This is a genomic window from Sphaerospermopsis sp. LEGE 00249, from assembly GCF_014299995.1.
Taxonomy (GTDB): domain Bacteria; phylum Cyanobacteriota; class Cyanobacteriia; order Cyanobacteriales; family Nostocaceae; genus Sphaerospermopsis; species Sphaerospermopsis kisseleviana.
In genome coordinates this window covers 1-13,487 of sequence record NZ_JACJUZ010000102.1, presented here as the reverse complement: position 1 = coordinate 13,487, position 13,487 = coordinate 1, and the positions used below count along the sequence as shown (strand labels likewise).

At 38.3% G+C, this 13,487-nt stretch carries 12 protein-coding genes and 1 pseudogene; 9 read left to right on the top strand and 4 right to left on the bottom strand.

What is annotated here, in order from left to right; genetic code table 11:
- Positions 1-170: 170 nt before the first annotated feature.
- Entirely contained in the window at positions 171-1,799 is a 1,629-nt protein-coding gene (prfC, locus tag H5968_RS22990; RefSeq protein ID WP_187041792.1) for a peptide chain release factor 3, read from the bottom strand.
- Between the two features lie 374 nt (positions 1,800-2,173).
- Between prfC and H5968_RS22985 the strand changes: the two are divergent.
- Positions 2,174-2,418 (top strand): annotated as a pseudogene (locus H5968_RS22985) (hypothetical protein).
- 177 nt (positions 2,419-2,595) lie between these two features.
- On the opposite strand, the gene H5968_RS22980 reads toward H5968_RS22985, so the two are convergent.
- Complete coding sequence (locus tag H5968_RS22980) at positions 2,596-2,757, bottom strand: hypothetical protein (protein ID WP_187041791.1); 162 nt, start codon at positions 2,755-2,757, stop codon at positions 2,596-2,598.
- Between the two features lie 1,317 nt (positions 2,758-4,074).
- Here H5968_RS22980 and H5968_RS22970 point away from each other — a divergent pair.
- Together H5968_RS22970 and hemB are read left to right on the top strand one after the other, a co-directional pair.
- Positions 4,075-4,434 carry a DUF4870 domain-containing protein gene (locus tag H5968_RS22970; protein WP_187041794.1) on the top strand — a complete coding sequence of 120 codons (360 nt, stop codon included), beginning with the start codon at positions 4,075-4,077 and terminating at the stop codon, positions 4,432-4,434.
- 564 nt (positions 4,435-4,998) lie between these two features.
- Positions 4,999-5,976 (top strand): porphobilinogen synthase, encoded by a 978-nt coding sequence (gene hemB, locus H5968_RS22965; protein WP_096565892.1) that lies wholly within the window; start codon positions 4,999-5,001, stop codon positions 5,974-5,976.
- Positions 5,977-6,230: 254 nt separating this feature from the next.
- On the opposite strand, the gene H5968_RS22960 is transcribed toward hemB, so the two are convergent.
- Together H5968_RS22960 and H5968_RS22955 are read right to left on the bottom strand one after the other, a co-directional pair.
- Entirely contained in the window at positions 6,231-6,503 is a 273-nt protein-coding gene (locus tag H5968_RS22960) for a hypothetical protein (protein ID WP_187041790.1), read from the bottom strand.
- A gap of 132 nt (positions 6,504-6,635) precedes the next feature.
- The gene (locus tag H5968_RS22955; protein WP_096565888.1) at positions 6,636-7,088 is read right to left on the bottom strand and encodes a hypothetical protein; all 453 of its coding nucleotides are present in this window, start codon (positions 7,086-7,088) and stop codon (positions 6,636-6,638) included.
- A 144-nt stretch (positions 7,089-7,232) separates the two neighbouring features.
- Between H5968_RS22955 and H5968_RS22950 the strand changes: the two genes are divergently transcribed.
- The 6 genes from H5968_RS22950 to H5968_RS22925 all read left to right on the top strand — a co-directional run bounded on the left by H5968_RS22950 (position 7,233) and on the right by H5968_RS22925 (position 13,443).
- Complete coding sequence (locus H5968_RS22950; protein WP_096565886.1) at positions 7,233-7,445, top strand: helix-turn-helix domain-containing protein; 213 nt, start codon at positions 7,233-7,235, stop codon at positions 7,443-7,445.
- 158 nt (positions 7,446-7,603) lie between these two features.
- Complete coding sequence (locus tag H5968_RS22945) at positions 7,604-8,587, top strand: alpha-ketoacid dehydrogenase subunit beta (protein WP_096565884.1); 984 nt, start codon at positions 7,604-7,606, stop codon at positions 8,585-8,587.
- Positions 8,588-8,714: 127 nt separating this feature from the next.
- Positions 8,715-10,127, top strand: coding sequence for a protein translocase subunit SecD (gene secD / locus H5968_RS22940; protein ID WP_187041793.1), 1,413 nt, complete (start codon positions 8,715-8,717; stop codon positions 10,125-10,127).
- Positions 10,124-11,086, top strand: coding sequence for a protein translocase subunit SecF (gene secF / locus H5968_RS22935; protein ID WP_187041789.1), 963 nt, complete (start codon positions 10,124-10,126; stop codon positions 11,084-11,086). The genes secD and secF overlap by 4 nt, the downstream gene beginning before the upstream one ends.
- Positions 11,087-11,222: 136 nt before the next feature.
- On the top strand, positions 11,223-11,639 hold the full coding sequence (locus H5968_RS22930; protein ID WP_187041788.1) for a hypothetical protein: 417 nt from the start codon (positions 11,223-11,225) through the stop codon (positions 11,637-11,639).
- A gap of 769 nt (positions 11,640-12,408) precedes the next feature.
- Positions 12,409-13,443 carry a serine/threonine-protein kinase gene (locus H5968_RS22925; RefSeq protein WP_255427231.1) on the top strand — a complete coding sequence of 345 codons (1,035 nt, stop codon included), beginning with the start codon at positions 12,409-12,411 and terminating at the stop codon, positions 13,441-13,443.
- The last annotated feature ends 44 nt before the right edge of the window (positions 13,444-13,487 follow it).

The following is a 13,487-nucleotide window of genomic DNA, read 5'->3' as shown; positions in this document are numbered from 1 at the left end:
TGACTGGGGACTGGGGACTGGGGACTGGGGACTGGTGACTGGGGACTGGGGACTGGGTAATCAATTTTATTTTCCCAATTACCAATTACCAATTACCAATCACCAATTACCAATCACCAATCACCAATTCCCAATTACCAATTACCAATCACCAATTCCCTTTTAATAGTTTATTTTTCTACTGGTTGTTGACTAGAAAACACTGGAGCGATCGCACTTAATTTTAACTCTGGATGGTCGCCCTGTAATTGTTGACAATTCCATTCATTACGGAATAATAAAACTGGTCTTCCCATACTATCTTTGACTGTCGTAGTGTTAAATACACGCCCCACTTTTTCCAAAGCTTCCCAACCACCTTCAACCCAGCGAGCCACACTATATGGTAATAAATCAAGAATAGTTTCTACACCATATTCATTTTGTAAACGGAACTGCACAACTTCAAATTGCAACTGACCAACTGCTGCCAAAATTGGATCGCGTTTAGCTTCATCAGTCGAGTACATAATTTGTACAGCACCTTCTTCTCTTAGTTCAGAAACACCTTTTTGAAATTGCTTAAATTTTGAGGGGTTGGGGTTTCTTAAAGTCGCAAACAGTTCTGGTGAAAAATAAGGAATTCCCTCATATTCCAGTTTTTGCCCTGTGTAAATTGTGTCACCAATGGCAAAAACGCCAGGGTTATTTAAACCTATTACATCCCCAGCATAAGCGACATCAATAGACTCTCTCTCTTGGGCAAAAAGTTTTTGCGGTCGAGACAGACGGACAGCTTTACCTGTGCGGGCGTGGTTCACTGTCATATCTTTTTCAAACTTACCTGTGCAGACCCGGACAAAAGCGACTCTATCTCTATGTTTGGGATCCATGTTAGCTTGGAGTTTGAAGACAAATCCTGTAAACTCTGGGTAAGTTGGGGGAATTTCGCCAGCGGTGCTGTGATGTGTACCGGGTTTGAGGGCGTAGTCCAAGAAGTATTTGAGGAATAACTCGACCCCAAAGTTAGTCATGGCGCTCCCAAAAAACACAGGAGTCATTTTTCCTTGATGCACTAAATCTAAATCTAGTTCCCCACCGGCTCCTTCTAATAGTTCTAACTCATCTTTAAGTTGATGGTAAAGTTCTTGTTCTAAAAGTTGTTCAATCCTGCTATCACCTAAATCAACTATAGTATCACGGGCTTCTTTACTACCGTGGGCGCTACGTTCAAATAAATGGATTTGCTTTTGGTGGCGGTCAAATACGCCTTTAAAGCGATCGCCCATTCCTATCGGCCAGTTTACCGAGTATGTTTGTAATCCCAATTCTTGTTCAATCTCATCTAGCAGTTCTAAAGGTTCTCTTCCCGGACGGTCGAGTTTATTCACAAAGGTGAAAATGGGAATACCCCTCATTTTACACACTTCAAACAGTTTCCGGGTTTGAGGTTCTAACCCTTTAGCCGCATCAATCAGCATCACCGCGTTATCGGCTGCTGCTAAAGTTCTATAAGTGTCCTCACTAAAATCTTGGTGTCCAGGGGTATCAAGTAAATTAATTTGACAATTGTTATAGACAAATTGTAAAACAGTAGAGGTAATAGAAATACCCCGTTGTTGTTCCATTGCCATCCAGTCAGAAGTGACTTTGCGCTGGTCTCTTCGAGCTTTTACCGCTCCTGCTTCATGGATAGCACCCCCGTATAATAATAATTTTTCAGTTAACGTAGTTTTACCAGCATCAGGGTGAGAAATAATCGCAAAATTGCGACGCAGTTCCACCGCTTCACCTAGTTCTTCAATCAGTTCAGTAGCCATAATTTGTAATTTGTTTTTTACCTTACTTAATTAAATGTAATCTTTTTCAGGACTAAGGAAACATATTTGTCTATTCTATTCATTTTCATCGGTGAATCAATCAATTAATTCAGATAATTCAAAAATTCATGGGTGAGGTAGTTGACAAATTGGGGAGTTTTCAGTATGATTTTATTATAGTGGGAAAATGTAGGCGCATATAGGGTCTTGTTGAAGATTTCCCAGATTATTTTATTGGTCAGAATCAGGATTTCCAGGATTTAAGGATTTTCAGGATGTGAGTTTGTAATATTCTATATTATCTGTACTATCAGCATCTGGATGGGGAGATTTTGAGTAGAATAGACTGGTAAAGTTGTAAAGGAAATTCTATTATGTCATCTCCAGCAATTACCACTGTCATCAAAATGATGGAATCTTTATCTGAAGATGTACAAGACAGAGTTGCAGAACATTTGAGAGAATATTTAGCAGATTTACAAGATGAATTAAAATGGGATAATTCATTTAAAAAAGTCAACAAAAATTAATTGCATCTGCTCAACGTGCTAAAAGAGAAATTGCAGAAGGATTAGCTAAACCAATAGACCTCTCCAAAATAGAATGTATTGATTTTTAATATATTGTAGGGGCGAAGCATTTGGGCGATAATTTGACGGAAAAATCAGACATCTAGATATCCCAAATGCTTCGACCTGCCCCCATAAATAAGCCATAATTTCTTTTCTGGAGAAGTCTATTATATTATATCTGAATGTCTACGTTGTCAGAATCAGGATATCCAGAATTTAAGGATTTACAGAATTACATTCATGAGTGCTTCCTTAAACTTTGCAGCACTTTGAAAATGGATTTGCGGTTTTTCAGTTAAAGCTAAATCTATTACTGCTGCTAATTGCTTGGGAATATTGGCATTACGTTGTAAAATTGGTACAGGATCATTTTCCAGAACATCCATAAAAAGCTTTGTAGGTAATACCAAAACCACCAGTACCTAAAATGCTTTGAATGATAAATCTACCGTTCTTGATTTGTTGTCCTGGTTGCCAGATTATCATATTTTCAAGAGTGGGATGATGATGGGATGAAAGAGTTGTATAATTTTATCATAATTATATGATACAATTAAGTAGTTGGAATCAGAATTTTTTGTCTGAATCAGGTGGTTATCGAGTTTCGACTACGCTCAACTACCGCGACTTGTACTGAGCGACTTGTACTGAGCCTGTCCTGAGCCTGTCCTGAGCCTGTCCTGAGCGGTGTCGAAGGGCGGTGTCGAAGTAAGTCGAGATAATGTCCAGGATTAGAAGATTTTCAGGATGTTTTTGGATGATTGTTTGTTGGGAAGTTGGGGATTTTTTGTCTGAATCAGGATGTCCAGGATTAGAGGATTTTCAGGATGTTTTTGAATGATTGTTTGTTGGGAAGTTGGGGATTTACAGGATGTTTTTGGATGATTGTTTGTTGGGAAGTTGGGGATTTTTTGTCTGAATCAGGATGTCCAGGATTAGAGGATTTTCAGGATGTTTTTGAATGATTGTTTGTTGGGAAGTTGGGATTTTCAGGATGTTTTTGGATGATTGTTTGTTGGGAAGTTGGGATTTTTTGATGATGTTATTGAATGATTGTTTTTGAATGTTTATAAGCCATCTAAAAATTACCATCCCGTACATCCTAAAATCCTGGTTATCCTGATTCAGAAAAATACAACTTTAAACACCAACAGAAAATCTCTCAATCACATCCCGTACATCCTCAAATCCTGGTTATCCTGATTCAGAAAAATACAACTTTAAACACCAACAGAAAATCTATAAATTACCATCCTGTACATCCTAAAATCCTGGAAATCCTGATTCAGACAAATACAACTTTAAACACCAACAGAAAATCTATAAATAACATCCTGTACATCCTAAAATCCTGGAAATCCTGATTCAGACAAATACAACTTTAAACACCAAACAAACCATCTAAAAATTACCATCCTGAAAATCCTAAAATCCTGGAAATCCTGATTCAGACAAATACAACTTTAAACACCAAACAAACCATCTAAAAATTACCATCCCGTACATCCTCAAATCCTGGTTATCCTGATTCAGACAAATACAACTTTAAACACCAAACAAACCATCTAAAAATTACCATCCCGTACATCCTCAAATCCTGGTTATCCTGATTCAGACAAAATCAAAAATCCTGATTTATCAAAATTTCACAAAATATGATATAATAAATAACCGAAATCCATGAGGATAAAAAAATGTACGATATATACGATACCGATAAACGCAAATTATTATCAGCCTTATCTCACGGTGCGATTTTTTTCAGCACCACAGTTGTTTCCGTTGGTTTACCCATAGCTTTATTAATTATCTCTGATGACCCAGTTGTTAAAGACAACGCCAAAGAATCTATCAACTTCCATTTCAATGTTTGGTTTTATGGCGCAATTTTAGGAGCTTTATTTTTTCTACTTGGTTGGTTAGTGTTACCATTGATAATATTACTACCACTCGCAGGTTTAGGATATGTGATACATTGGGGATTAACAATTTTTGCTATCATCAAAGTTTTTGGTAATCCTGATACACCCTTCCGTTATCCATTCATCTTCCGAGTTTTTTAATCATCCTTTTCATTAGGTATTTATTTCATGATAAGTAATCAGCTATCAGTAATCAGCTATCAGTAATCAGTCATCAGCTAAGAGCAAGGATTCAGAAATTATAACTTCGAGAATTTTATTTGTATCTGTTTCCTTTTATTCTTTGTATTTCCATCTTTCAGATACATATATTTTATTCTGACTCCTGACTACTGTACGGGCGAAGTAGGGGCGAAGCATTCGGAAAATAACCTGTGATCAAAATTGATAATTTATCGCCCGAATGCTTCGCCCTTACAGGAAAATACCCTTTTCATAAAATTGATATTTTGTCGGCCGAATGCTGATGCTTCCAGCACGCTTCGCGAACGCCCCTACGACTCCTTTGTTTCAAATTATTTTCCCCAATTCCTTCCCGGAAAGTGTCAACAAAGCTGTAAAATACAAAATTGCCCCACAGCTTCATCAACAGTAGGGCAAAGACAGTTAAGCACTGTTTCTAGTTTGGCTGAAAGTCACAAGGTAAAGCACTGCTTTTGTGACGCTTCTTTTGATGTCCATCGCGTTTTTCTTGATATAAAATCTATGTTCCCCACCCATCGCCCTCGTCGTTTACGTACCCATCCCCAACTACGTCGCATGGTACGTGAAACCGTTTTAACAACCAATGATTTAATATATCCTTTGTTTGCTGTTCCCGGTGAAGGTATTGCTAATGAAGTAAAATCTATGCCAGGAGTTTATCAGCTTTCCATAGATAAAATTGTTGAAGAAGCAAAGGAAGTTTATGATTTAGGTATTCCCGCTATTATCTTATTTGGAATACCTGAAGATAAAGATGTTGATGCTACGGGGGCATGGCATGATTGTGGTATTGTCCAAAAAGCAACCACCGCAGTTAAAGCAGCAGTTCCTGATTTAATTGTTATCAATGACACTTGTTTATGTGAATATACAAATCATGGACATTGTGGTTATTTAACAACTGGTGATTTAACTGGTAGAGTGTTAAATGATCCGACTTTGGAATTATTGAAGAAAACCGCAGTTTCTCAAGCTCAAGCTGGTGCAGATATTATCGCACCTTCGGGTATGATGGATGGTTTTGTGCAAGCTATTCGCGCAGGTTTGGATGAAGCGGGTTTTCAAGATATCCCTATCATGTCCTATGCTGCTAAATATGCCTCTGCTTATTATGGACCATTCCGGGATGCCGCAGACTCCACACCGCAGTTTGGCGATCGCCGCACTTACCAAATGGACCCCGGTAACTCCCGTGAAGCGATCAAAGAAATTGAGTTGGATATTGCCGAAGGTGCTGATATGCTGATGGTAAAACCAGCTTTGGCATATATGGACATTATCTGGCAAGTGAAGCAAGCAAGTAATTTACCTGTGGCTGCTTATAATGTTTCTGGTGAATATTCTATGGTCAAAGCTGCTGCTTTGAATGGTTGGATTGATGAGCAGCGTGTGGTGATGGAAACTTTGACTGGGTTTAAACGGGCTGGTGCTGATTTGATTTTAACTTATCACGCTAAAGATGCGGCTCGGTGGTTGTAATAGGTTAAATTAGTCTCACGCAGAGACGCAGAGACGCAGAGAGTTTTTTGAGTGTTTTTGTGTTTGGGCGTGAGATTTTAGCTATTAATAAAAGTGCCGCCGACTGCAACGGGCGATAAGGTCAAAATTATAATAATTCAGATAACCCAAGTTGCTAGTCATATTGTTTAGGTTGGCATGAGCGTAGTCGAAACTGAGCGTAGTCGAAACTGAGCGTAGTCGAAACTCGATAACCACCTGATTCTGACAATTATTTATAAATTGAGGATGTATCGACTGATAATTTCTTTTAGTTCTTGAGGTGCTTCACTAGCTATTGCTGCTCCCAAGTCAGGACGAACAACCCACCACCAAAGTAAAGTTTCTAAATGGGTTGGTGGGTCATTATCGGGACACCATTCAATATATCCTTCATTTACACCAATGAGATTGGGGAAAATATCATTAGCTATAGCAACACGCTGATCTAATTTGTTAAATTGTACAATATCTTGCCAATTAACTTCATTTCTGGTTTCTTCTGTCACTTATACTACAATTAAAAATTCAATCTTATTTTAACAGGACTGACACAAAAAACCTATTAAACTCTTATTCCTCTGTGTTCTCTGCGGTTCGTTATTCCATACATGATGCGTAATTTTTATCAATTAACAAGCTTATCCGCTTACAGAAACAGCCATTAAATATTCAATTTCTTGAAAAACGCTTTTTATTGTCTGTACAGCATTATGGGATAATGCAAACTTAATCGTGTTAACCAGTCCCCACCAAGCTTGTAAAGTGCCTTTATTAGTAGATTGACGTAACTGTAAAGTATAAAATTCTTTCCAAGAGTTGGGTGCTTTATAGGTTTTGAGTTTGCGCCAACGTCTGCGCCAAGTGAGAATATCCTTATCTGTGGGCGGTTCTGCTTCTAAAATCGGTGGTAAGTCGGCATAACTCACAAATCTGACTAAATGTTCAGAAACTACCAGGATGACGTGCGGCCAACAGCGAATCTTTCTGATTTGCTCTACGGGTATTTTCAATAATAGGGCGATCGCTTCTTTGGTGACAAACTTAAATAAAGGATTGACGTAGTTGGATTTTGTGGTTTCTAGTGTTATCATGGTTTTAGGTTTTTCCTTTAGGATTAATGCCTAGAGGCAGAAATTTATGATTATGATTGCCGATCGCTCTTTCGTTTGGTAGACTAGGGGCGATCGCTTTTTATGTTATAACTATAATGGACTATAATTAGGCTTTTGTCAAGTATGGGTTTGGTGAGGTTGCGGGTTAAAGAATTTGCAGCGGAGAAGGGTTGGACACTCAAAGAAGTTTCTGACCGTTCAGGAATAGCATACACCACACTGAAAAATTATGCGAAGTCTCCGGGGTTAGCTTCGGTGGATGTTACTTCTCTTCACAAGTTGGCACGGATATTTGATGTTATGATTGAAGACTTGTATGAAATCGTCAAGGAATAGGTGACTGGTGACTGGTGACTGGTGATTGGTGACTGGTGATTGGGAGGGTGAATAACCCATTACCCATTACCCATTACTAATAAGAGTGCGATCGCTGACGTTATTAAGGACGGAGGCACGATAAAATTTAAAAACATTAAATTGTGATAAAGGTCTAAATGGCAGAAACACTATTTTTTAACGCTCTACGGGAAGCTATTGACGAAGAAATGTCCCGCGACTCTAGCGTATTTGTTTTAGGTGAAGATGTAGGACACTACGGCGGTTCTTATAAAGTCACCAAAGACCTATGCAAAAAGTATGGTGATCTGCGAGTATTAGATACCCCTATTGCGGAAAATAGCTTTACAGGTTTGGCAGTGGGAGCAGCAATGACAGGGTTAAGACCGATCATTGAAGGGATGAACATGGGCTTTTTGCTCCTCGCTTTCAACCAAATTTCTAACAATGCGGGAATGTTGCGTTACACTTCCGGCGGTAACTTTAAAATTCCCATGGTCATCCGTGGTCCTGGTGGTGTGGGAAGACAGCTAGGTGCAGAACACTCCCAAAGACTAGAAGCATATTTCCAAGCAGTTCCCGGTTTAAAAATTGTCGCTTGTTCCACACCTTACAATGCTAAAGGGTTACTAAAAGCAGCGATCCGCGATGATAACCCAGTGTTATTTTTTGAACACGTTTTACTTTACAACTTAAAAGAAAATCTACCCGAAGAAGAATATGTACTCCCACTGGATAAAGCGGAAGTAGTACGTTCTGGGAAAGATGTTACCATCCTTACCTATTCGCGGATGCGGTATCATGTCCTGCAAGCGGTGAAAACCTTGGAAAAACAAGGATATGATCCAGAAGTTATTGATTTAATATCCCTGAAACCTTTAGATTTTGATACTATTGGCGCTTCAATACGGAAAACCCACCGTGTAATAGTTGTGGAAGAGTGTATGAGAACTGGGGGTATAGGTGCAGAATTAACCGCATCCATTAATGACAGGTTATTTGATGAATTAGATGCGCCTGTACTGCGGTTGTCTTCCCAAGATATTCCCACACCTTACAACGGTAACTTAGAAAGGTTGACTATTGTGCAACCAGAGCAAATTGTCGAAGCTGTACAGAAAATGATGGCTTTGCGAGTGTAGGAAAATTGATAATTGATAATTGATAATTGTCAATTGTCAATTGTCAATTGTCAATTATTCCCTCATCTTCTACTCAAACCTGACAAAAAGAAAGTTATCATAGCCTTTGTCAGTTGTGAGTGATGGTATGGAAAAACAGCGATCGCTACTAGCGTTAATTATAGTGTTGGTAATCGCCGCAATTACGGTGATTGCCACAATTCCTGTACCCTTGGGGTTAGACCTGCGGGGAGGATCACAGCTTACTATTCAGGTGAAAACAACCGAGGAAATCAAAGAAATCACGGAACGAGAACTAGAAGCTGTGCAGAAAGTAGTTGAAGGTCGTATTAACGGTCTTGGCGTTTCTGAACCAGTAATTCAAACAGTAGGTACTGATAAAATTTTAGTGCAGTTACCTGGGGTAAATGACCCAGAACAGGCAGAAAAGGTACTGGGGGGTACAGCACAGTTAGAATTTCGGTTACAAAAGCCCGATACAGAAACTCAACTACTGGCCTTTAGAGTATCAGAAACAGAACTGAAAAATAAGCAAGAAGAATTAAGAACAAGCAATGATGCAGATGCTATTGCTAAAAATCAAGAAGATATCAAGAAAAATCAGCAGTCCATCGCCGAATTATTTGCCAGCACTGATCCACCATTAACTGGTAAATACCTCAAAGATGCCTACGGTGAACCCACCCAAGGTAATAATTGGAATGTTGTCCTGCGCTTCGATACCAAGGGTGGTGAACTTTTTGCAGACTTGACTAGAAAGTTAGCAGGAACAGGTCGCGCTATCGGTATTTTTCTGGATAATGAATTAATTAGTTCTCCCACAGTAGGCGTAGAATTTGCCGCCACTGGGATCACAGGCGGTTCTGCTATCATTACAGGACGATTCCAAGCAGAAGAAGCGAATAACTTAGGGGTACAGTTACGAGGAGGCGCGTTACCTGTACCTGTAGAAATTGCTGAAAGAAGAACAGTAGGTGCGACTTTGGGTCAAGATAGTATTCAAAGCAGCATTTACGCCGGTATCGGTGGTCTGATTTTAGTCTTAATCTTTATGGTTGTGTACTATAGACTACCAGGATTGATTGCCGATGTATCCCTAGTGATTTACTCTCTTTTAACCTGGGCTACTTTTTGCTTACTCGGTGTCACCCTCACCTTACCAGGAATTGCTGGATTTATCCTCAGTATTGGTATGGCGGTAGATGCTAACGTACTGATTTTTGAACGCACAAGGGAAGAATTACGCGCAGGTAAATCTTTATATCGTTCTGTAGAATCTGGTTTTTATCGGGCATTTTCCAGTATTTTAGATAGTAATGTTACTACCTGGATTGCTTGCGCGGCTCTGTTTTACTTGGGTTCTGGGTTAGTCAAAGGTTTCGCCCTCACCTTAGCTTTAGGGGTAGCTGTGAGTATGTTTACTGCCATTACCTGTAGTCGTACCTTGATGTTTATAGCTATTTCCATTCCCGCTTGGCGGAAAACAGAACTTTACTGTCCTAACTTGACAGCAGCAAATAAGACAGAGGTGGCTAGATGACATTACATATTAATAAAGCGCGATCGCTGTGGTGGGCTATTTCCGCAGCCGTCATTCTCAGTGGTATCATCTCAATGGTGATATCTTGGCAAAATCCCAACATTAAAGCACCCCTGCGTCCTGGGTTAGACTTTATTGGTGGTACGCGGTTACAATTGGTGAGAGATTGTAGCCAACCTGGTAACTGTGATCAACCAATAGATATTAATGTGGTGCGGGAAGTTGCCAAAGAGCAGGGACTAGGAGATAGTAGTATTCAATTAATCTCTGAAAATGGTCAGAAAAATGGCATCACTATCCGTACAAAAAACCTAGAAACTGACCAGCGCACCAATTTACAAACCGCTTTAAGTGCAAAAATTGGTGCTTTTGACCCGCAAAAAAACCAAATTGACTCTGTAGGTCCCACATTAGGAAGAGAACTTTTTAGGACTGGAGTTATAGCTTTAGCAGTTTCCTTTTTGGGTATTGTTGTTTATTTGAGTTTCCGTTTCCAGTGGGATTATGCTTTGTTTGCGATCGTTGCCACATTTCACGATCTCTTGGTGACGGTAGGAATATTCTCAATTTTGGGTTTGGTTTTAGGTGCAGAAGTAGATAGTCTCTTTATTGTTGCCTTACTGACTATTACAGGATTCTCTGTTAATGATACAGTGGTAATTTATGACCGCATCCGAGAAAATATTAAAAATCATCCCCAAACACCAATAGCAGAAATTGTTGATGATGCTGTTAATCAAACGTTAAGCAGATCAATCAACACTAGCTTAACAACTATGTTGTCTTTGTTTGCTATTTTTTTGTTTGGTGGGGAAACTTTGAAATATTTTTCTCTGGCTTTAATTATTGGTTTTATCGCCGGGGCTTATTCTAGTATTTTCATTGCTAGTACCTTGTTAACATGGTGGCGAGAACGCAATGAATATACAATAGATAAAATTAATACATCTGTTGATTAAGGAGTCAGTAGGGGCGAAGCATTCGGATAAAAATATTGGGGAAAAATCGATAATTAATCACCCGAATGCTGATGCTTCCAGCACGCTTCGCGAACGCCCGTACAGGAGTCAGGAGATCAAAGAGTGTCAATAACTTATGGACTCACAAGAAGAACCAACAATTAATTACTCAAACCTAGAAAATTCTGATGTTGCTTTTATCAAGCAAGTACATAAATTATACCAGCTAACAGTATATGGCAGGTGGTTATTTGTTTGTTGTTTATGGGTGATTATTGCTCCTGTGTGTCTGTGGAATTTACGCACTGAGTTTACCTTGTGGCAACAATATTTTACCTGGGTAGCTGTGCGATATGCTCTGGCTTTTCATCCATTTGCTACTGTGGGTTTAGCTTTTTGTATTGGGATGACGGTTTCTGTTTTAGTTTGGCAAAGTCGCAATATTTTGATCGGTTTACCACAACCGGAAAAGCAACGTTTAGAACAGCAGGTTTTTAAGATTCGTCAACAAGGACCGAGTCATCCTTTATGGAAATTGATAATTGATAATTGATAATTGATAATTGATAATTAAACAGAGTTTTAATTTTTAATTCATCAACATCAACATCTTGTACATCCTTTTAAGGAAGTGGGAGAAACAAATATAGCTACTAAGCTGTTGTGCATTTAATTTGTATAAGTGGAACAGGCATCTTGCCTGTTAAACAAGAGTTGAGAACATTAGGATTATACAATTTAGCTGTGTAACAACTTACTATCATAACAGTAGGTGAGCTAACTTATATGTGGGAAAATTGGAGAGACAATCATGAGTAATTGAATATCTTGATTTTGATGTTTGATTTTTTTGTCTGAATCAGGATGTCCAGGATTTAAGGATTTACAGGATTTAATGGATTATCAATTTATGGATTATCAATTTAACGATCTTTCAAGATTAAATAATTTCCATGATCTCAATAATCAATAATATAAATATATCACAGATATTCATCAACCAATTACATCCTGATGCAGAAAAATCATCAAATCAACACTTGACAAAATCCCCAAATTGTTTTATTCTTATGTTATAGGTGGAAAAAAGTGCGCCCATATATATAGACTTTATATATAGACTTTTCAACTATCAACATCATAAATATTCATACCATCCTGAAAATCCTTAAATCCTGGATATCCTGATTCAAACAAATTCTCAAATCAGCAAATCACCACCAACCATTAAACACTATCATCCTGAAAATCCTTAAATCCTGGATATCCTAATGCTGACGGTGGTATAGTATAATCATGGCTAGATATACCCAGCAACTACCATGAGTCAATGTATCAATCCTGACTGTCTTTACCAAAATCCCCAAGGTACTAATTTTTGTGAACGTTGTGGGGGTAAAATAATTTTAGATGATCGTTATCTCCCTTTAAAATTTCTCGCTGAAGGTGGTTTTGGTAGAACTTTTCAAGCTGTAGATATCAAAAGATTAAATACACCCTGCGTCATCAAACAATTTTTACCCCAACAAGCAGGAAGTTCATCTTTACAAAAAGCGACGGAATTATTTCAACAAGAAGCTCAACGACTGCAAGAATTAGGTAAACATCCGCAAATTCCTGATTTACTCGCTTTCTTTCCCCAAGATGGTAGACTGTATTTAATTCAGGAATTTATTGATGGGCAAAATTTACTGCAAGAGTTAGACACTCAAGGTAAATTAAACGAACCACAAATCAGAATTATCTTAACAGAGTTATTGCCTGTTTTGCAATTTATCCATGACAATAAGGTAATTCATCGAGATATCAAACCAGAAAACATTATTAGAAGCAAAACCGGTAAATTATTCCTGATTGATTTTGGCGTTTCTAAAGAAACAAGTGGTAGTATTTTAACTAGAGTGGGAACTATTACCGGAACTCCTGGATATGCACCACCAGAACAATTTAGGGGGATGGTTTACCCAAGTAGTGATATTTATAGTTTAGCTGTAACTTGTGTCAGATTATTAACGGGACATTTTCAAAAAATTGATGGTTCTGATTCTTTATTTGATACGATAAATATGGAATGGCAATGGCAAAAGTATGTTTCTTTAAGTCAGGAATTAACTGATGTTTTAGAAACTATGTTGCAAGATATTCCTAAAAAACGTTATCATTCAGCAACAGATGTTTTAGCAGCATTAAATAATCCCATTCCTCAAAAAACTGTTGTCGTTACTAACCCCCAACCTCCGCAAACACAACCAACTTCTAATAATCCCTTTAAACCAGAAGTGTTGAATGTTAAGAAATCTGTGATAAAAATAGCCCAAAATATATTAAAATTTGAGCAAGCTATATCAAAATATTGATTTGATCATGATTATAAATTCATTTCCCAAGATTGTCAAAGACA